At 54.7% G+C, this 22,597-nt stretch carries 10 protein-coding genes; 7 read left to right on the top strand and 3 right to left on the bottom strand.

Annotated elements, in window-relative coordinates; all coding sequences use genetic code 11:
* Positions 1-179 precede the first annotated feature (179 nt).
* Entirely contained in the window at positions 180-1,943 is a 1,764-nt protein-coding gene (locus tag Kalk_RS13870) for a GspE/PulE family protein (protein WP_101896329.1), read from the bottom strand.
* A gap of 210 nt (positions 1,944-2,153) precedes the next feature.
* Here Kalk_RS13870 and Kalk_RS13865 point away from each other — a divergent pair, with 210 nt between their 5' ends.
* From Kalk_RS13865 to Kalk_RS13855, 3 genes are all read left to right on the top strand, one after another.
* Positions 2,154-2,669 carry a TIGR00645 family protein gene (locus Kalk_RS13865; RefSeq protein WP_101894815.1) on the top strand — a complete coding sequence of 172 codons (516 nt, stop codon included), beginning with the start codon at positions 2,154-2,156 and terminating at the stop codon, positions 2,667-2,669.
* 85 nt (positions 2,670-2,754) lie between these two features.
* Positions 2,755-5,847, top strand: a complete 3,093-nt coding sequence (locus tag Kalk_RS13860) for an outer membrane protein assembly factor BamB family protein (protein ID WP_101894814.1) — start codon at positions 2,755-2,757, stop codon at positions 5,845-5,847.
* Positions 5,848-6,026: 179 nt separating this feature from the next.
* Complete coding sequence (locus Kalk_RS13855) at positions 6,027-8,336, top strand: efflux RND transporter permease subunit (RefSeq protein WP_101894813.1); 2,310 nt, start codon at positions 6,027-6,029, stop codon at positions 8,334-8,336.
* Positions 8,337-8,391: 55 nt separating this feature from the next.
* Here the strand turns inward: Kalk_RS13855 and Kalk_RS13850 are convergent, their stop codons facing one another.
* Complete coding sequence (locus tag Kalk_RS13850; RefSeq protein ID WP_101894812.1) at positions 8,392-10,413, bottom strand: CocE/NonD family hydrolase; 2,022 nt, start codon at positions 10,411-10,413, stop codon at positions 8,392-8,394.
* Positions 10,414-10,643: 230 nt separating this feature from the next.
* Between Kalk_RS13850 and Kalk_RS13845 the strand changes: the two genes are divergently transcribed.
* The 3 genes from Kalk_RS13845 (at position 10,644) to Kalk_RS13835 (ending at position 18,171) form a co-directional block, all read left to right on the top strand.
* Positions 10,644-11,657 (top strand): AraC family transcriptional regulator, encoded by a 1,014-nt coding sequence (locus tag Kalk_RS13845; protein ID WP_101894811.1) that lies wholly within the window; start codon positions 10,644-10,646, stop codon positions 11,655-11,657.
* A 72-nt stretch (positions 11,658-11,729) separates the two neighbouring features.
* Entirely contained in the window at positions 11,730-13,502 is a 1,773-nt protein-coding gene (locus Kalk_RS21365) for a peptidoglycan-binding protein (protein ID WP_199767918.1), read from the top strand.
* Positions 13,503-13,509: 7 nt separating this feature from the next.
* A complete protein-coding gene (locus tag Kalk_RS13835; RefSeq protein ID WP_101894810.1) occupies positions 13,510-18,171 on the top strand; it encodes a toxin VasX in 4,662 nt (1,553 codons plus the stop codon).
* On the opposite strand, the gene Kalk_RS13830 is transcribed toward Kalk_RS13835, so the two are convergent.
* A complete protein-coding gene (locus tag Kalk_RS13830; protein ID WP_101894809.1) occupies positions 18,166-19,227 on the bottom strand; it encodes a hypothetical protein in 1,062 nt (353 codons plus the stop codon). The two genes, Kalk_RS13835 and Kalk_RS13830, sit on opposite strands and share 6 nt — an antisense overlap.
* A gap of 215 nt (positions 19,228-19,442) precedes the next feature.
* Here Kalk_RS13830 and putA point away from each other — a divergent pair, with 215 nt between their 5' ends.
* A complete protein-coding gene (putA, locus tag Kalk_RS13825) occupies positions 19,443-22,556 on the top strand; it encodes a bifunctional proline dehydrogenase/L-glutamate gamma-semialdehyde dehydrogenase PutA (protein WP_158643492.1) in 3,114 nt (1,037 codons plus the stop codon).
* Positions 22,557-22,597 lie beyond the last annotated feature (41 nt).

The raw sequence follows: 22,597 nt of genomic DNA, 5'->3' as shown, positions 1-22,597 counted from the left end.
TTGTCACTTCTTATTGTTATGTCAGACCGCTGTGCCCAATGGCTCCCGACAGCAAGTTCATCTTCCTGATAAAGAGTCTGTATTATTCGGATGCCCCATTCTAACAACGGATTCACTTTTTAGGGAAACCTTAACCGCAGAATCCCATATTTGCAGGCTGATTCACAAACCAAATTAGCCTAGCCAGAACCCACTACAGGGGCGACACGCATGACCTCTTCCGGGGTAGTAAGCCCGCTTGCAACCTTTTGCGCACCACTCAATCGGAGGGTACGCATACCCTCTTTCATGGCTTGCTTACGCAGATCACTCAGATCGGCCGAGTGGCTGATCATGTCTTTCAGCTCCTGTGAAAGAGGCATCACCTCGTAAATACCCACCCGCCCCAAATAACCGGTCTTGCGGCATTCCAGGCAACCCACCGGAGCCTTGATCTTCTCCGGCTGCTTACCTTTCCAGGGGCTGATCAGGTTTTGCCAGGCATCGGGGTCTACGTATGTATCGCGCTTACAGTGAGGGCACAGAGTTCGCACCAAACGCTGCGCCATTACCCCCAGCAGAGTGGCGGATATCATATAAGGCGGCACCCCCAGATCGATCAAACGCACAATGGCAGAAGGCGCGTCATTGGTGTGCAGAGTGGAGATCACCAAGTGACCGGTGAGGGCGGCCTGAATCGCCATATTGGCGGTTTCCAGGTTACGGATCTCACCCACCATGATGATGTCAGGATCCTGTCGCAACAACGACTTCACCCCATCGGCAAACGTCAGATCAATATTATCCATAACCTGCATCTGATTAAAGGAAGGCTCTACCATCTCGATGGGGTCTTCGATGGTGCAGACATTTACCTCCCGAGTGGCCAGCTGCTTAAGAGTGGAATAAAGCGTGGTGGTTTTACCCGAACCCGTAGGCCCGGTTACCAACACAATACCATTGGGCTGCGTCACCATGGCATTCCAGCGCTCGAAGTCTTCGTCTGCCAAACCCATTTGAGCCGAAGAGCGAACCAGCACTTCCGGATCAAAAATACGCATCACCATCTTCTCGCCAAACGCGGTAGGCAAAGTAGAAAGACGCAACTCCACCTCATCCCCTTCCATGCTCTTGGTTTTAAGGCGACCATCCTGGGGGCGACGCTTTTCTGCCACATCCATGCGACCGAGGATTTTAATACGACTGGTTACGGCGGCCATAACCGGTGCCGGCAGCTCATAAACATCGTGCAGCACGCCGTCGATGCGGAATCGAATATTACCGGCCTCCCGCCGGGGCTCCAGATGAATGTCACTGGCACGCTGGTCAAAGGCGTACTGCAGCAACCAATCCACAATCTTAACAATATGCTGATCGTTGGCATCCGGCGACGTCAGCTCACCCAACTGCAGCAACTGTTCGAAATTGGTAACGTTGGATGGCCCTTTACCGCCACTGGCCCCCTTTACTGAGCGCGCCAGGTTGTAGAATTCCAGAGTGAAACGCCGGATCTCGGCCGGGTTGGTAATCACCCGCTTGATGCGCTTACCTTTCAGGGTCTGCTCCAAACCCTGTTCCCAGTCACGACTGAATGGCTGGCCACTGGTAATGGTGACAGTTTCATCATCCACGGCCACTGCCAGAATTTCGTGACGCTCCGCAAACTGGAACGACATCACTGCCGTCGTAGCGGCCACATCCACTTTCAGTGGATCAATATGGTAAAGCGACTGATTCGCACGCTTGGCAAGCCACTCGGTCAGCCTGTCCAAATCCAGGGTTTTAGACTCATTCTGCTGATCTTGCAGATTAAACTTGGCCAGAAACTGCAACGGGTTCCAGTTCAACTCCGACTTTTCACGCCGCTGCCCGGAGACGAAATTCAGGTCCCGTTCGCTGATACGACCATCCTCAAACAGGCCATCCAGCACCCAGCGTATATCGATGCGAATACTGGGCTGCATAAAGTTGGCTTTGCTTTTCTGAATACTGGTCACATTGAATGCTCTGCTGGTTAGTGGCCCCGGCTTAAACACCGGCCGAAGGGTTGGTACTAAAACAATTGTAGACTCAAGCGTTTATCCAAACCAACCATAGCTTTACAGAACCGTGACCCCGCACCAAATTTCCGGTATCTTTGCCTCATCCAAACGGTCACTCGGAAGTATATCCCCATGGAATCATTGATCGAAAAAACCCTCTACGCCAGCCGCTGGGTGATGGCTCCGGTCTATCTAGGCCTCAGCTTACTGCTGGTGGTGCTGGCCTTCAAATTCTTTCAGGAGCTGATCCATATTGTACCCGCGCTGCTCACCATGCCGGAGCAGACCTTGATCCTGAAGATCCTGACCTTAGTGGATCTGACCCTGGTGGGCAGCCTGGTGGTGATGGTCATGTTCTCTGGCTACGAAAACTTCGTCTCCAAAATTGACATTGACGAAGGCGACGAAAAACTGAGCTGGCTGGGGAAGATGGACTCAGGATCGCTGAAACTGAAGCTATCTGCGTCGATTGTGGCCATATCAGCCATCCATCTATTGAAAGTATATATGGAATTCAAGCCCGATAGCGACGCCATGGCCGAAACCAAGATCATGTGGCTTCTAATCGTCCACATGGGCTTTGTGGTCTCAGCCCTGTGCATGCAGATCATGGACAAGATGGATCGGGCCAGTAAGACGGCCAAGTAAGCACTGAACGAGCAGAACAGGGTGAGCCTTCTGAAAGGCCACTCCGTTCTGAAATTTAGTTATAACAAAAAAAGGAAGGAATCTAATGAAAACCCAGACACACGCTTTGATCAGCAAAGGTATGCTGGTTGCCGTGGCATTCGGTCTTGCGGCTTGCAAACCCACCACAACGGATATTAACCAGGTGGTTCCTGCCGGCAGCAGCCAGGCTATCTCCCTGAATGCCAAAGATCTGGACAGCTCCAGCTTCACCTACCAAGTAAGCCAACCTGAGCACGGCACCCTGAGCGGTACCGCACCAAACCTGATGTACACCCCGACGGCGGGCTACAGCGGCTGGGATAGGTTCACCTACACCGCCAGCCATGGCGACGCTGTCTCTCGGGAAACGCAGGTCAGCCTATTTGTAGAAGAATCCGCAGCACCGGACTGGATCACTTTGCAGGGCAACGCCAGCCACGACGGTTACGTACCCATCACCCTGAATGCAGATGACTTTTCCCTGCTGTGGCAAACGGACCTGGGGAGCACCAGTTATCAACCTCCAGTGAGCAACGGCCAGCACCTGTTTATTGTGGCTGACCAGACCCTGCAAGCTCTGCGCACTCGCAATGGCTCCAAGGCCTGGCAACACCGCTTCAGCTCAGCCGTCACTTCAGTCAATCCCCCCGCCTACGCAGCCAACAGCGTATTACTGCAAGTAGGCCAGGAATGCAGCAGCTGCACCAACAAGCCCTTTCTATACAGCTTCAACGCCAGCACCGGCGCACAGCAATTCGCCAGCATGTTCAGCGCCCAATGGGAAGACTATCTGGCACCTACCCCCTTTGACGACACCGTTTACGTCAACGCCGGAGCTTTCGGTGGCCTCCAGGCCTTTGACCTCTCCAGCGGGACATCGCTCTGGTTCACGGAGTTACCCCAGTTCGATAGCTGGACCCCGGCAGTCAATGCAGATTGGGTAACTGGCTATATGGATGGTGCGCTTCATCTGCTGGATCGCCACTCAGGAAGCGTGCTGGGCAGCATCACCGACCCCGATTACAGCTGGCATGGCTATGACGTGGAATACGCGCCCGTGTTAACCAGCCAAGGCAACGCCATCGTGGCGGAACAGGGTCGACTGCTCAACTTCAACCTCAATCAAATGACGCTTGACTGGCAGCTCAGTGAGGAGTTTTCAGCCCAGCCGGCTTACGCCGACGGCACTGTTTACGCCATCAATAATGGCTCCAGTGTGCAGGCCATTGCGGCTACCGACCAACGTATTTTGTGGCAATGGGATGCACCGACCAACGCCACCGGTGCCATCATCGTCACCCGCAACCTGATCCTGATTTCCACCGCCACCACAACCCATGCACTGGATCGAGCCAGCGGTGCAGAACACTGGCAATTCAACTCCGGCGGCCATTTGCTGCTGGGAAGTGACCATGTTCTGTACATTCTATCGGACGAAGGCCGCTTATCCGCCATCAACACCCAACCCGATTACGATGGCGATGGCCTGCCCACCTGGTGGGAACGTCGCTATGGTCTGGATCCTTATTTCACCGATGACGCCAACACTGACACCGACGGCGACCTGCTCACCAACAGCCAGGAATATGCCCATTACAGCAACCCCCTGCTGGCGGATAGCGACGGCGATGAATTGAGCGATTACGACGAAGTCAGCGTCCACGGCACCCAGGCAGACCTGCCGGACACCGACGGCGATAAGATGAGTGATGGCTGGGAAGCCCGTCACCAATTGCTGCCCAACGATCCCACCGACGCCAACCTCGACCCGGATGGCGACACCAGCAGCAACCATGAAGAATCACTGGCGGACACCGATCCCAATGATCCCACCTCCACTCCGCCGTACCTTGAATTTGGTTCGTTTTCGTTCGAAGACCCACAGCTGCCCACCGGCTGGGAAACCGACGGCAGCCCGGACTGGAGTCTCAGCACCAGCCTCGCCAGTGACGGCAACCAAGCCCTACGCCAGGCACCTGACAGCGACGGCAGCATCATCTGGAGCGGCTTCTTCGCAGGCAACAATGTCCAGATCCAGGCCGCCAGCAACTGCATCTCGTTCAACAGTTTGCTACAGATAGACACTGGCCAGGAAACCTTCAGCTTCACCCTCTTAGCCCCCGGCTGGTCCACCTTCACCTTCCCAGTGGCCCGTGGCTTCAATCGCATCCGCTTCCACGCTGATTCGAATTGCACAGTCTATCTGGACAACGTGCAGGTCTCCCGCCGCACCGGCTGGTCCGCTCAAAGCGGCGCGTTCCTGACCATCTACGACGAATCTCTGCGCCTGTATTCAGCAGACGGCCAAGTAATGCGGGAAGTGGCCGTGCCCCCGGCTGGTGGCTGCTGCGACTACCCCCGGGATCTCACCTTGCTGGATGACGGCCGCATCGCTGTATTCAACGGCACCTTCTCGCCCCAGCTCAGCCTCTATAACCCGGCCACCCACCGCTGGACGCACCTGCAGGCAGAGGACTGGTCCCTCATCAACAATGGCACTTACGGTGGCATCGCCAGCAGCGGTGATTATGTCTACGTGGGCAACATGAGGAACGCCCGCTACAACCGGGGCGGTCTGATTCGCTTTGATGCCATCACCGGACAAGTCACCTACTTTGCCGAAGACGACTACATCGATCTGACCCTGGGTCTGGATGGGGTGCTGTATGCTCTGGATGATCGGGGTACAACCGTTCATGCCTTTGACCTGGAGTCCCTGTCGCTGATGAACAGTACGGGCATCAACCAGGCAAGAGCCATCGCAGTGGACGCCAACGGCACCCTTTACAGCGCCACCTGGGGAGGCCTGATTCAGCGCCATAATGTAGATGGAACCATTGATACCAGCCTGAACGTAGGAGGCTCGTTGTACGACCTGAACCTACGGGAGGATGGTTTGCTGCTGGCCAGCGACCGCAATGGCCGCCTGTTCAGCACCTCTACCGACCTCAGTACCTTCATCAACATCGTGGCCACCAACGCCGCCGACTTTGTTGAGGTGGTGCCACCTGCGGCTACCAGCAGCTCGGTTGCCCGCGCCCTGCACGCTGTTGCACCAAATACCCAGAACAGCCTCACATCGAACGGCACTCCGGATCCGGACTCGTTTGATGAGCAAGGATTCAGCAACTCCCCCTTGGGGCCCGTGCGCAGATAACCCTGCGCCAGCCCCACACTGGCACAAAATCACATTTTTCTGTCTCTTCTTGCGCTGTCTTCCACAAGACAGCGCCATTATCATGTCTCATCCAAAACACTCTATATACCTAGACGCTTTATAAGAAGTAGACACAGAGGGCAGTCAACGTGTTAGCAAGACAGTGGGCAAAGTGGGTGATGAATCACCGCATCGCCAGCATTATGCTGGTGGTTCTGGGGGCGCTGCTGCTGGGCATGGGCGGCAAAGACGCCCAGTTCTCGGCCAATCAGCGGGACTTCTTCAAACCAACGGACCAGAACCTCAACAACCTGATCAAAATCGAGCAGGATTACACCAGCGACAAGAATGTCATGGTGCTGGTGGAACCTCGCAACAAGAATATCTTCAGCCCCAACGCCCTGCGCGCCATCCAACAACTGACCGAATTCGGCTGGTCTATCCCCTATTCCCAACGGGTGGAATCCCTGAGTAATCATCTCTACACCCGCGTAGACGGCGACGAGCTGATGGTGGAATTTCTGGTGGAAGACGTGAACGCGCTTTCCCCCCAGGAACTGCTGGCACGCAAACGCTACGCCACGCAGAAAACCGGGGTAAAGGACTATTTGATCACTCGGGACGGCGATCTGTCGCTGGTCTCAGTCATCCTGAACTTTCCCGAACAGGACAGCGGACAGGCCGCGGTAAAAGTAGTGGAATACGTGCGTGACTATGTTGCAACAATCGACCAACAATATCCGGACATTGATTTCCGCGTGGTAGGCGGTGTAGCGGTGGAAACCTCCCTGCCCGCCATCGTGCAGCAGGATGGCCGCACCATTTTTCCGTTTGCATTGATTCTGGTGTTTGCTTTCCTCAGCTTCACCTTAAGGGATCTGATCGGCAACCTGGCCTGCATTGCCACCTCTGTGCTGGCCATCTTTGCTGGTATGGGTGCGGTGCTTTGGAGCGGTGTCAAAGTGTCACCCATTTTAGTCAACACACCGGCCATCATCGTTATCATTGCCATGGCGGACTGCATTCATCTAATGGTGAATTACGCCCAGGGGCTGAACAAAGGGCTGGACAAGAAAACCGCCCTGGAAAAAAGCATCGAGGTAAACTTTTCCCCTATTGTGTTCACCAGCCTCACCACCGCCGTTAGCTTTTTTGCCCTCAACTTCAGCGAATCGCCACCGTTTGCCCACATGGGCACTGCCGCTGGCGTCGGCATACTCTACGCCATGCTGGCCTCACTCACCTTCTTGCCGGCGCTGGTGTATTACCTGCCCAGCAAAGCCCGTGGCGTCACCAAGCTGCCCTCCATGGGCCGCCTGATTCACTACTATCAACCCCACGGCAACAAAATCATCGTAGGCTTTGTACTGGTGATGATCACCCTGGCATCGTTGATTCCCCTGAACCGCCTGGATGACAACTTCGTTGAATTTTTTGATAAGAAACTGGAAGTACGCCGCGACATGGATTTCATGATCGAACGCATCAGCGGCTCCGTGGTGGTGAACATCAGTATTCCCGCCACCGAAAACGGCGGCATTTACGATCCCCAATACCTGAACCTGCTGGACGATCTGGAGCAGCGGCTACAGCAAAACCCACAACTGCGTTTCACCACCTCTCTATTGGAGGTAATGAAAACTCTGAACAAAAATCTGCACCAAGACGACCCGGACTGGTATCGCATCCCTGAATCGAGGGAGCTTGCCTCCCAGTATCTGCTGATGTACGAAATGTCACTGCCGTTCGGCCAGGATCTGAACAACCTGATCAATTTTGATCGCTCGGAAACCCGTGTGATCGCAGTGTACGATCAACTGTCGGATAAGGAGCTCATCGATCTTGAGGGGCATATTCAAAGCTGGCTGGATCAGCACGCCTTTGATACAAAGCACGCTATCATCGGCAGCGCCAACCTGGCTTTTGCCCACATGCAATACACCAACGTGAACAACCTGTCGAAAGGGTTTGTGGTGGCGTTGATCTTCATCTCACTGCTGCTGATCGCCATGTTTCGCTCCTGGTCCCTGGGGTTGATCAGCATGATCCCCAACTTGTTCCCGGCGGCCATGGCATTTGGTGTATGGGCTCTGATCAGCGGCAAAATCGGTTTTGGTATGTCCGTTGGCATCACCATTACGCTGGGCATCGTAGTGGATGACACCATTCACTTTCTGGCCAAGTATAAATACGCCCGCGAACAACTGCATCTCAACAACTATGAAGCCGTGGAATACGCCATGGATACGGTCGGCGTTGCCATGCTGCTCACCACCGCCATGATGTCCATCGCCTTCACCGCACTGCTGTTTTCGGATTTTATTCCCAATCAGGATCTGGGGCTGATCACCATCATAACCATTATTTGCGCTGTACTGGTGGATCTGGTGCTATTGCCCATTTTGTTGCTGAAACTGTTTGGTGATAAAAAGGATGCACCGTCGGCCCGCGATGAACCGCTCCCAGGAGAGTCGGCAGTCAACGGATAAAAAACGGCGTAGTCAGTGTGGTGTGCACTGCTACGCCGCGGCAAACAGCCAAGCACTAATTTAATTCAGATAATGGCACCGACAACACGGCCAAGCTAGAAGGGTATTGGGGGCCGTGATGCAGGCTGGTAACACCACCCACCACATTCTCACGCTGCACTAAATTAAGCACTCCCTGAGCCTGATTGCTGGGGCTGATCGACACCCTCAGACGACTGCCTGCGCGAATCATCGCACTGGTGGGAAACACTTCCACTTGCATTTTCACCACATCACCCGGCGTTAATAACTGCTCACTTTCTTGAGTTAAGAAATGATAGGGCTGCACCATCTCGCCCAATACATAACGGGAACGGCTTTCATCCACCGCACGCATAGACGCCAGCAGCAAACCGTTGGTAATGGGCACAACTCGTCCACCAGGCAACACCTCTTCAACCCGCACCGATACCACCGCATCATGTGCGGTGCTGGAGACCCACAGATCCGCCTGTATGGGCCCGGCGATAACATAGTCTTCCGCCATCACTGCCGTCTCATAATTCAACGCATTGGCTTCCAGCTTGCGATGATCCCAAAAACAGGGTTTTATCGCGGTCAACCCCGCTACGCCCAGCGTCCACTGCACATAGCTCAGCGAGCACTCAGAGCCATCATTGGGCGTAATGTGCAATTTCAGAAAACCGCCATCGTCGCTTTTGCCGTATTCGTAATCTGCAAAGGGGGCGGCCTCCATGGTGCGGGTTTGTTCTTCCATAAACGGCATTTGTTGCGACATCGCACCATCACCATGTAAGTACCAGCGCTGGGGTTCAGCAGCGGGGTGAGGCCAATCCTGCGCCGTAATAAAGCCCTGCCAATTACCTTGTTTGTAGTGCTTTACATATTGAGTAACGGGGGGGATAGATTCAGTACCGGAGTCGAGCCCTTTCAGGTGTTTATCAAACCATTGCAGCATCACATGCAACACCGGGCTGCTTTTATCGGTACCTGGAATAGCCTGCGCAAAATTACTGAGGTGATCACCGTCGAACAACATCAAGCGCGCATCGACACGATCTTTAAGACTTTCGTACAGCAAAGGTGCATCCCGTTGAAACAGATCATTCAACGCCCCGGTGATGATCGTAGGCGCTTTAATTCGATCCATATTCTCCAACGGTGAACGCACCCGCCAGAACGGGCTGTCGTAGGCCAGCTCGGGGTCGCCGGTGATCGCTTTTTCAATCAACGGCAGATAGTAATCGTCCATATGATCGATATGTTCTTGCGTGGCCGCCATAACCTGCGGCATCAGCGCAGGCTGCATTAACATCAGCGGCACATTTTGTGTGGAGGTCAAATGGGTCAGCGTCATCCATTCCCCCATAAACACCCCATTCAGCAGCCCGCCCGTGCCCACGATGCCACGCTTGGCATCCCCCAGCGGCACGCTGGCAAACACTGCTTTAATATCATCGGGCCGCTGTTGCGCGGTAAACAGCGAGGTAATCCCCATATAAGAAGCACCCGCCACACCGATGTTGCCATTGCTCCAGGGTTGCGCCTTCACCCAATCCACGGTATCGCCATAACCGACCTGCTCTTTGGCACCAAACAGCTCCCATCCCCCTTGGGAGATGCCACCACCGATCACGTCCACCGACACCATGGCATAACCCCGGCGCACCAAATACGAATCCGGTATGCCAAGCAACACCCCACCGGGTGCCGCTGCAATCGACATCAAACCAATGTTGTAACCACTTTGCACCAGAATCACCGGGAACGGCCCAGGCAAGGGCTCACCTTGCTCATCGGCGGGCAGCGTCAGGCGCATGCCTAATTGCTGACCTGACGATATAGGTATATAGCTCATAGGGGCAATGTAGACCCGAGGATAATCGGCAGCACGATGGTAGAGTGCCGTATTAAACTCGGCATCGGCTACTGCTTCAAACTGCTCAGTCTCCTGCTGCAGGGATACATCACGCTCCAACGAAGCCTGCGAGTTCAGAGGGGAGTCTTCTGAGTCACTCCCACAGGCGGATAACAGCAAGGCCCCCAATACCACTATCGCCATACGACCCTTTAACATATACACCGGCCTACCCTCTTAGTTATTGTTTTTGTGCTGAATGATCATCCGCACTGTAGACCAATAGCCGAAGAACGTATTGACGAAAACCAAGTCCGATAGACCAACAGCGCAACGCCATCAGCAGTACAAAACCCATCATATTAGAGGTATGCTTTGCTATCCTTTACGGCCAAATCATGTTAAATATGGCCACCCATTGTGCGTACAAATAATAAAAAGGAAGCAAAATGGAAAGCGCGGTCACCGGCACAGTTCGCGTAGGCTATGTCCGAGCACTGTTGGACTACTTGGAAGATCATGACCTGGCCACCGCGTCGGTGTTTTCTCCGGAACTGCAACAACGCCTGGATGATGACTGCCTCAGTGAGCGAATTCCTGTACCACTGTGGAGCGATCTATTGGCCAAAGCCATCGCCGTCACCGATGACGAACATCTGCCACTCAAGCTCGCCCAATCCATAATCCCCAAACACTGGGGAGTGTTTGCCTACGCCGCCATGACCTGCAAGAACCTGGCGGAGGTTGCCGCCATCTTGATCCGCTATGAGCGTCTGATTGATGACGCTAACGATGCCAAGCTGTTGGCCGATGGTGACCAAATCGCACTGCAGTGGATACCCCGTATCCCCGATCTACACCCGGCCCTGATGCAAATTTCCGTTGCCAGCTGGGTGGTGTTCGCACAGCGCCACACTGGTCGCAGTGATCTGATAGCCGACGTCGAATTCTCCTGCCCGCCCCCGCGGGATATAACCCAGTATCAACACCTGTTTGGTGGGCGCGTGCGCTTTGATCAACCGATAACGCAATTACGATTTCCCAAAGATTACCTGCAACTGCCCATCACCTACCACGATCCCGAAAGCCATCAATTACTGGTGTCGCAGGTAATCCAGCAGATACAGGATCTGAAGCGCCCCGACGAATATCAACAGACCGTGCGGGGCATCATAGTGCAACAGTTGTCCCACGGCCGCTGCACCCTGGACAGCGTCGCCAACGGCCTGAACACGCCTACCCGCTCCCTGCAACATCAACTGGAGCAGTCTGGCACCAGTTTTCGACAGCTGTTGGATAACACCCGGGCTGAGCTGGCGCGCCACTATCTGGATGATCCCGACATGGCGCTGGTGGATGTTGCCTTTTTACTGGGGTTTTCCGAACAAAGCCCGTTTACCAAAGCCTTCAAACGCTGGACAGGGGAAACCCCCGGCGAGTATCGCAAACGACACACGGGCTGAACCTTTCCACTCGCTAAATTTTTGCCCCACTTCAGTCTATAAAAGCATACACACCATAATGGGGCTCTGTGCATGCCGTTCCGCTTTTCCGTCGATAGCCAACTTTACGATCTGGTGAATCCCAGCCAGGGAGGCGAAGTCGTGCATCAATGGAAACTGCCCCTGCGCCAACGCCATGACATTGAACGCTTTATCGGCAAACTGCTGGAACAGAACGAGGCACAGCTGCCAGAACTGAAGCGCTACCTGAGCCTCGCCGGTAATCAGCAGCCCAAGGATCTGCTGCTGGAGCAACTGGAAAAAGGCCAGTTGTTAATACAAAAAGGCACCACAGCCAGCGGGGGTGGCGCGGCCAAAGCCCCCACAGGCACGTCTGCTTACCGGGCAGAACGAGCCCATTCCCAACTGTTCAGCAACCCAGTCATGCGCCAAATGATGGGGGTGGATGAAGGCAGCAGCGTACTCAGCAGCATGTTGGCTCAAAGCCCAGGAATTGACACACCAGCAACCGGTGGCGGAGCTGTTACCGATCGCAACACCACATCGACCGACGATGCAACCCATCATAAAATTTGCATAGAAATAGCTGGCCGCGCCCGCTGTCACAAGCAGCGCCTGGAGATCAACGCGTTAAACGGAGGCAGCCAAACCGGGGAGCGTCAGCAAACACAAAGTGTACGCCTGGATCATCACGCCAAACACCGCAGCCTGGTGGAATTCAAACGCCTTCCCAATGCGCCCCGAGACCTCACCCTGATCATCGCCACCAGCGGCCCCGCCAGCCCCATCCGACTGCCTCTGGTCAGCGGCCAACCCACCAGCGACGAACAAACCAGCAAAGCCGAATGGGATACCGTAATCATCCCCGTACGCCCATTAGGTTACATCAACAAAGCACGCAAGCGGGAACAAACTGACCTGCTCAAACCCGGTTACGTCTACGTGTTCTGGAACAGCAAACTGTGGCGAGAACTGGAAGTGGGCCAAAACCAGACCCTGCGAGACATCAACGTCGACTTCTTTCGTCGTAACTGGAATGGCGATCTGGGTCAGGCCAACAAGCGGGAAGCAGACGGCCACTGGCTCAGCGAAGTATGGGTGCCCTACAAACTGAACGGCGCAGATCAAAGCGCCAATCTGCACATGCTGTACTCAGAAAAGCAGCTGGATTTCCCCTACATAGAATCTCTGGAAAACGACAGCGCCAAACTGCAGGCGAAAGGCACCTCCCTGGCTGCCATTGCCCAGTACAGCAACCAACAGAGCTTTGCCAACAGCGAAGGAGACGTGGGCGACATCGAAACCGCCTTGCTGGATCAGCGGATCGATCCCGCAAGCGGCTATGAGGTCATCAGCGAACAGGGTCGCCACCTGAGACGGGCACGCCAGCACAACATTCCCACCGCCTACCTCACACCTATTGGCGAGAAGTTTGTGTTGCAGGTGCAAGATAGCCAGGGCAGCCCCTTTGCCAACAAACCCTTCACCCTGACCCACGCCAGCGGCACCCTGACGGGGGTTACCGATGAACACGGTGTGCTGGAGGTCATTGTAGAGTCCCCCATCAGCGAGGCAGAAATCGAACTGGGCCTCAACGACGACGGCAGCCCCAGCCACCGACTGGCATTCAAAACCGAGGGCGACACCTTGCCCGAGGTCAGCACCGTAAAAGGCCAACAGCTACGCCTCAATAACCTGGGCTACAACGCCGGTGTGGTGGATGGTCTGATGGGCCGCAAAACCCGCACCGCCGCCAAAGGCTTTCAGAAAGACCAACACCTGGATGTAGACGGGATCATCGGCCCACAGACCCAGGCCAAGCTGAAAAAAGTATACGGACAATAACGCCATCATGACCACACCTGCCAACCTCACCCAGCTGCCCGACACCTTGTTCCGCATGAACACCACCAACAAACTGGTGATTCGTATACCGCCGCTGTATCAAGCTGTGGTGCCCATTACCCATCAGCTGGCCGTGGATGAACTACCAGACTTGGCGGGTGTACCCGATGATCAAGTGATATTGGACCAGCACCTCGACATCATCCAAGACCAGCTCGACACCACATGGCGCCCGCTGCGGGATGGCTACCTGTACATATTCCGCAACGACACCCTATGGGCTGAATATCGCGCCACCTTCGATCCGCACAGCCTCACAACCACCTACCAGGCCATCGACCTGATCACCACGCAGGGCCTGGATCAGCGGGCAATCGACGATGCCCACACCCCAGCACCCTATGTGTTGATTCCCAAGGAAGGCCGCTACCAAATCGCCTACAGTGAAGGTCAATGGCCATGGCTGCGTATTCAGCTGTTAGGTGGACTACATAAAGATCACCAGATCCCCGCCTTCGGTATCCCCGAGCCCGCACAAGACCCGAACCTGATCGACTGGAGCCCGCAAATCGCCAGCGCGCTGCGCACAGAACGCTGCATCACCCAATCCCCCAGCACCCTGCCAGACCAGGGCTTGCTGCACCCGCTGGAGCGCCAGAGCCAAACGCCGACCCCCTTGTTTCCTGCCGAGTTCGTTGCCACCGTGCCGGAACTGGCCGCCTGCCAGAACCACCAGGACGCTCTGCAGCCTGAACAATGGGTCGCCGATTGGGTACTGCTACCGGTAAAAGATCCCCTGCTGATCGGGCAACAGATGAGCACCCACTTAAAAACTGCCTGGCATCTTCTGCAAACCGTCACCACCAACATGCAAGACGCCAGCAACACGACCTACCCTTATGCCAAGTTCTATGAAAGCGCCGTGCTGGCTTATCAAGTGTTTTACACCCGCGGCGAACTACCCAAAGGCAAAACCCGTTGGCAACAGGATCAATACAGCGACGAAGCCTTCAAACACCTCAGTCTGGAAGACATCCAGTCCGCACTGGCCCTGGATCTGCGCCGCAGCCTCTACCAACTGATCAGCCACTGGCAAACGCGCCTCGCCCAGCTGCTGAACGGCGATGCCCAGTGGCAGAAATGGGACACCGCTCTGCGCGCCACCCTGGATGACTACTGGGCTATGACCGACTTACCCGGCCCAATTGGTGGTGATGACGAAGACACCGCCTACTGGGGTTACGCCCATCGCCGCTGGTATCACCTGTCTGCTCTGCTCACCTTACTGGGCACACCGCCCCAAGCCACCGCAAAGCTCATCGAACGCGACCCCATTGGCCTGGAGCTGGCCGCAGACGCAGAAAAAAGCCCCGGCCCACAACTCATTGCCGCCCTGCTGACAGGCAAACATACCTTGAGCGAACTGGCCTTCAACGCACCGCAAGTGGCCCTGTACAGGTTTCAGATGCCACTAACAGAGCTGGCCCAGCGCATCAACGCCAACGCAGGTCAAGCCTACAGTGACACCCTTTACCAACAAGAGCGTGAACTGCTGGCCGCGTTACGTACCGAGGGCAAACCCAGAGCCAACCTGTATCGCCCTGATGCCGCTACACAGCATCAAAAAAAGCGCAACCAGGACACGCAAGACAAAGAAGGGCAGGTAGAGCCCTCCACCCTGATCAAAGTCAGCTTATCCACCATCCGACTGGCCAGCAGCGTACTGGGCACCTTGGGTGGGTCGGCCATCAAACTCACCGGCGACACCTTGCGCCCAAATCAACTGAACACCACCGTGGAACGACTACGCCACGCCTTCAACACCGTTCAGGAAACCCATCTGCGCTACACCAGTTTCGACACCATCTACCAAAACAAACTGGAGCACGGCACCCAAATCATTGCCACGTTTTTAACCAGTGCCAAGCAGCAACGGACCGAGGAATTTGCTCTTACCAGCCCGGACGAGTTCGCCACACAGCAGCAAACGCAACTGGACACCACGATCGATGACCTTAAACGCCGCCACGCCACCGAACGCCGCAACCTGAAAAAGCAGCTGCGCGATGAACTGCTGCCCGAGTACAAAAAACAGTTCACCCATGAGCAAAACCAATTGCGCAGCAGCCTGGCGGACCTCAGCAATCAGAAAGCCGCTCTGCAAAACGAAATGAATCAGGTCGTGCGCCAATACAATGATGGCTCGGGCAACGTAGAGATCATGGAAGCCTCCGCCGAGCGCGATCCAGACTACCTGCGCCTCGCACAAGAGCGGCTCGCTGCCGATGGCGAGTACCAAGTCCAACGGCAACGCTGGAATGAACTGGATCAGGCCATCGCCGGACTCGATGCGGACATCACCGCCCTAAAAAACGACATCGAGGCCAGTGCTCGATCCGGTAAAGACATCGACGCACTGGACACCCTCATAGAACAAGATCGCGTCCAGTATCAACGTAGCCATGATCCTGCACACCCCTTGCACGAACTCCTCCAACAGGATCAACAACACCTGAACCAAAGAGCTGAGTTGCAAGCCAACACCACCGAACAGATCAGCACGCACAGCCAACACTACGATAAAACCGTACACGACATTGAGCAGCAAGGCAGACTGCCCATTAACACATCCACCCCCGAAGGCCGGGAGCTGCTTAACTTTTACGAAAGCCAAACCATCCGCCTGGAGCAGGCCCGCAAAACCGAGATCATCACCTCCAGCAGCGCCACCGACTTCGAGGCCAAACAAGCAGAATTCGACACCAGCCCCAACCACATCGTACTGGATGAATACCAAAGCACGCTGTGGAATGAACAACTGCAAGGTAACTACTTGGTGTTAGAAGGTGGTGAGCACTTGTATGCCGCCGACCCGTCGCAGGGGGTCGCCAAGAATGCGCTGCGTGATGCCAGCTTAAGTTCCGCACTGCTGGCGTTTGATGCATTGAACCTCTACAACATCACCCGCGTCGTCTTTGGCACCTCCGACAAGGCCACCAGTGGCCGCAATATCACCGACCTCGTGGCAAATATACTGGGCACCGCCTCCAGCATCGCCGATTTCTGGCAAATAGTGCACAGCCATCGCGCCTATTTAAGCAACGCCGAAAAACTGAGCACCACCTATGGCCAGGTTATGCTGGGGCGCACGCTGTCCACTACGGCTTTAAATACCGCCAAATTCCTTGGCTACTGCGGCACCTTCTCGGCTGGTTTGGGGATTGCGGTTGGCTTGCTCGATTTTGTCGAAAATCGGCAAGAAGGTGATGATGCTATGTACGCCGATGCCGTCATGGTGGTAGGCGGGGTACTCGGTTTCGCTGGCATGGTCACGACTAGCCTGGTTCTGGGCCCCATCGGTATCGTAGTTGGGGTTGCCGGGGTACTGCTGAAGACCTTCGTCTTCAAGGAAGACAACCTGCTGCAAACCTGGCTGGAACAGGGGCCATTCAGTGCAGACAAGCCCGTGCGCGCATCCCACTTAATCCCCATGCGCGATTTCGGGTTGACCGAGATCACTCTCAAAAAACCCGGGCAGGACACATTTGCTCTACCGGGCTTCGAAACCAGGGCAGTGATGGATCATTTAAGCGCTCTGCCCAGACCCGAGTTAGATACCGCTGCCACCATATCGCACTACCTGACCTCGAAATTCAGCACCCTAAAAGACGAACACGGCAAGCCCCTGCCAGATCTCCAGCTGACTGGCCGCATACTGGGCTCACTGATACTCGATCAGAATTATAAACCACTTGGACTCATGTACAGTGAGGGGCACATGACCTCTTCCATGCCCAAGTTCTGGCTCCAGCCCCACGACAACACTATCTACATCAAGCAGCAATCCAAACTGATCCCCTGCGCCGAAATCGGCAACCCCATTGCCGCCAACAAAGCCGCCGTCAGTCAACATTTGGACAACCTGATCAACAAAGTGCTGGGGAATAGCATCGCCTCCGATACCTCGGATCGCTTCTCTGACCGCTGGTGGGAATTTGATGATGAAGAATTCACTAAACCCATGACCCGCGAGGGGCACGAAGGCACCGCCAGTTTAGAGCTGCTGCTGAATGGCCTGTTCCCGGTCAAGACCAAACTGTCCATGCAGGCCTTGGATGCAAATGGGCAGGTGATGCATAAACGGTTTGGCCGTGCTGCGATCGCAGCCGGGTACACACCGTTTAAAGGAGAAATCGACTCCATTCGGTTTATCGTCGAAATAGACGCTCCGTATTTTGTGGAGGGGCAGTCGTCATTACATGTTCAGATCACAGAGTCACCATCTGTATTCAGCAAAGAAATTTCGGTCGATTCCTTTAGATTGCAACTTCAGGACACCTCCACCAAGAAGTCTCGCACCACCTTAACTATCAGTCACTTCTCGATATCTGCTACATCTGAGCCAGAATCAGATGGAGACTACTTGCTGCCGAAATCGAACAAATTGTGCATCATTCGGACTCTCAAATATCAGCATGTATCAGACCTCACAGATGACCTAAAATCCATGGAATTCGTCTGCTGGACTCGGATCACATCTTCGGCCAACAACGACCTATTTTCTAAGAGCGATGTATTTTTTCCCTACAGAAAAAATGAAGTTTTTGAAAACGAACTTAGCGACAAACACACAGATACATGGGCAACCTCAGACCCGCGCGGCTTATAATGATCTAACCGATAACACAAAGTTGTCAAACCCTAGGTCGAGCGAAAGATTTCTATCTCTCTTGAATGAATAGATACTTTGATAAAGAACCGGAAACATCAATTGAGGCACAACAACAAAGTAGGCATCTCCGAAAGACGAATACAGGGAACAGGAGTAATCACTATCAACATAGCCGTAAGCTGTTTCTTTTTTGTACGCACCAAATACCGAAGACAGATCAAGGTAGATCACCGGCTCTCCAGAAGATGTACGTGATGCTATCAATGGAATACTTTGAACCTCGTCTCCGAGTTTATATCGGACGTTTTTCTCTTTTCCAACATCAAACCCACCCACTTCCACGACACAAACTCTATCAGGACTGGATTCGTTTAATACAAAAGGGTACGTCGCATCATTTAAAACGAGCCCTTCAGGGGACACTAACGCAACGGCATTTATATACTCACGATTAACCTGAGTGACCACTTCCCTTAAAATTTCAAATTTAGAATAATAACTCCTCCAATCCCCATCCACCGGCTCCCCAAAATCATACCGTATCACCTGCCGATCCAACGAGTAATCATAAGGTGTATGCCATTTAATCTCCGCCAACCCAAATCGCTCGATCTCCGCCTTCAACTCAGGGCTGGGCTTCACTTCCAAAATATAAGAAGGATAATGGGCAAAGGGATAGTTATAAAAGAACTTGGCACCGTACAGCGCAGGAAATGGCAGCGCGATGCCCAACATAAACAAATACGCCATCATCTTGGGGCCGTAGCCCTCACGCACAATGCCGCGCTGTTTCTCACGGATCTGACCGTGCATGGCACCGATCGCCAAGGGGGCCAAAAACAGCCCACCCCCCGCCAGAGCGCACACCATGGACAGCTTGGGGCTGAACACTTCGGGGTAGATATCACACACCGCCATAATGATCACCGTGGGAGTGCCCACAAAGCAGATCAATGCACCCAGAATCATCGTCAGCGGCAGCACGATGGTGGCAAAATGAATGGGGGCTACCCCAGGATTTCGATATCGATTAACAAACGCTTCCAGCAACACTGCTTACTACCTTTCCATTCGTAGCCTGTACCGCTCAGCAGTGTACTGAAACCCACTGTGAATACCAAACCCTCATGGCTAAACTTGAGCAATACACCCAGCCATTTTTCAGCACAATCGCACACCTTGCGTGTTCATTTCTCCAAAAACCTCACGCTCCCCCCCAACCTGTGCCAAAATTACTTTAATATCATTGTTTTGGCACAGGAATCTCCGTGGCACGCTGTAAAGCCCCTTCATCCATGGGACTGGAATTTCCACTCCCTGACAACCTGCTTACCCACTACTTGCGCAGCGAGGAAGACGCTGTGCAGGAATTGCTCATGGGCTACACCCTGGATGCCCCCTCCAAAGATCGCATCAAGGCCCAAGCCAGCGAGCTATTGGTGGCGATTCGCAACGCCAAACCCGGCATTCGGGTGGAAACCCTGCTCAAAGAGTACGGCCTGGACAACAAAGAAGGGGTTACCCTGATGTGTCTGGCAGAGGCACTGCTGCGCATCCCCGATCAGGATACCGCCGAGCGCTTTCTGCAGGATCGCTTGCAACAGGGCAACTGGGCAGAGCACTTAGGGCACAGCGATGCCCGCTGGGTTAACGCTTCCACTTGGGGGCTATTAATCAGCGGTAAGCTGTTCACCAAAGAGGATATGCCGGGCAATTGGCTGTCTGATAGCTTTAAAAGCCTGATTCGGCGCATGGGTGAACCGCTGGCATTGAGCGCAGTCCGTCAGGCCATGATGGTGATCGGCCAGCAATTTGTGGCCGGTGAAACCATCGAAGACGCACTGCAGCGTAGCCAGCAGGAGTCCGAGAAAGGGTATTTTCATTCCTACGACATGCTGGGTGAAGCAGCCATGTCCATGGCGGACGTAGAACGCTATATGGACAGCTACGAAGGTGCCATTACCTGCCTGAGCGAAAAACTGGAAACCCGCAAGGATCACGGCGGGATCTCCATAAAACTGTCAGCGCTGCACCCACGCTTTGAATTACGTCAGGGCAAAAGCCTTGATCAGCTCTACCAACGGCTAATGGAGCTATTACTGCTGGCCCAGGAGAGAGACATCGCCGTTACCATTGATGCCGAAGAAACCTGGCGCCTGGAGCCCAGCCTGATGCTGTTCGCCAGAGCCATAGGACACAACCGATTGCGCAGCTGGGGCAAATTGGGAATCGCGGTACAAGCCTACCAAAAACGTGCCCCTGCGCTGATCCAGTGGCTGATGGACGTGAGCAAGACCCAGCACTGCCAGATTCCCGTGCGCTTGGTAAAAGGTGCCTACTGGGATACCGAGATCAAACAGGCCCAGCAACTCGGGCTGGAGGAGTATCCGGTTTTCACCCAGAAGGATCACTCCGATCTGTGCTTTTTGTACTGCGCGCAAACCTTGCTCAGCAACAAACACTTCCTCTACCCCCAGTTTGCGACCCATAACGCCCACACCGTTGCCAGCGTGATAACTCTGGCGCAGCAAAGCAAGGTGGGCAGCTATGAGTTTCAGCGCCTGCACGGCATGGGTGAATCCCTTTACGATCATTTAATCAATAGCTACGACGACGTCCGTTGTCGCATTTATGCGCCCGTTGGCCGGTTTCAGGAACTGCTGCCCTACCTGGTGCGCAGGCTGCTGGAAAACGGCGCAAACACCTCCTTCGTGCGCCAGATCCAGCTTGCGCAAAGCGATGGCAGCTGGCTAATCGAAGAACCCAGCGCCAACATTCAAGCCATGGAAAGATTGCGCAACCCCCGCATTCCCTTGCCCCGCAGAATTTTTCAGCCAGAGCGCAAAAACTCCCAAGGCATCAACCTGGATAGCCTTAAAGCCTTGCAAAATCTCAGCAAGTCCATGCAGGAACAGCTCAAAAAACCGCCTGTGCTGGGCACCGAAGACGAAAAACGCACTCCGGTATACTCCCCCAGCCATCCACAGGAGATCATCGGCAGCTATAAAAAAGCAGGGCGACAGGATTGCCATCACGCCTTTGATGCCAGCCGCGCCGCCTGGAAGAAATGGCGCGTAACGGATGTCGAAGAGCGCGCATCCCTGCTGGAGGCCACCGCCAACCTGTATGAAGAACACTACGCCGAGTTAATGCTGATCACCATGCAAGAGGCCGGCAAAACCCTCAGTAACGCCCTCGCAGAAGTGAGGGAGGCGGTAGATTTTCTGCGCTATTACGCCAATCAGGCACGCCATCTGTTCGAACCCACCAGGCTGCCCAGCGTCACCGGTGAAGAAAACAGCCTCTCACTGGAGGGCAAAGGCCCTGTACTGTGCATCAGTCCATGGAACTTCCCCTTGGCGATCTTCACCGGTCAGATATCAGCCGCGCTAGCGGCAGGCAACACAGTCATCGCCAAACCTTCCACATTGACGCCCTTGATTGCCAAACGCGCCATCGAACTGTTTCATGAAGCAGGCTTCCCCAAAGACGTGGTACAAGCCGTAATCGCCCCCGGCAAGCTGGTGGAAGACACCATTCTCAAAGAATCGGCCCTGCGCGCGGTCATGTTTACCGGCTCCGCCGCCGCCGCCAAGCAAATCAATCGTCAGATCGCCGAACGCGACGGCCCGATCATTCCCCTGATCGCCGAAACCGGCGGCCAGAATGCCATGATCGTCGACAGCTCTGCCCTCACCGAGCAAGTCGTGCGCGACATTGTCCAGTCCGCGTTCGACAGCGCAGGCCAGCGCTGCTCCGCCCTGCGCGTGCTGTTCATTCAAGAAGATGTCAAAGAAAAAACCCTGAACACACTCAAGGGCTATCTGGATACCTTCACCCTGGGGGATCCGCTGGACTGGGAAACCGACATCGGCCCGGTGATCGACAGCGCCTCCCAGTCTGAACTGATGCTGCACATTGAACGCTTCCGCCAGAAAGATCGATTACTGTATGAGGGCCAACTGCCCGAGTTAGAAGGTCATTTCGTTCCACCAACCATTATCGAGCTGGATGATCTGAACGAACTGCATGAAGAGGTATTCGGCCCGGTACTGCATGTTATCGGCTTCCACTCTGACAAAGTTGAAGAGGTTCTCAACCAGATCAACAATACCGGCTTCGGTTTGACCCTGGGGGTTCACAGTCGCATCAATCAGTTCTGTGAAACCGTCGCCAAGCGGGCACAGGTCGGCAACGTATACATCAACCGCAACATGATCGGCGCAACGGTGGGCTCTCAGCCTTTTGGCGGCCAGGATCTATCGGGCACAGGCCCGAAAGCCGGGGGGCCACACTATCTGTTGCGCTTGGCAAATGAAAAAACCATCTCCATCAATACGGCGGCGGTCGGTGGCAATACAAAATTATTGACGGATGATTGAGGTCAGGGGGGCCGCAAGGCTAAGATAACCCCTGACTACCC

This window comes from Ketobacter alkanivorans (genome assembly GCF_002863865.1).
Taxonomy (GTDB): domain Bacteria; phylum Pseudomonadota; class Gammaproteobacteria; order Pseudomonadales; family Ketobacteraceae; genus Ketobacter; species Ketobacter alkanivorans.
This window is presented reverse-complemented; position numbering and strand designations above follow the sequence as displayed.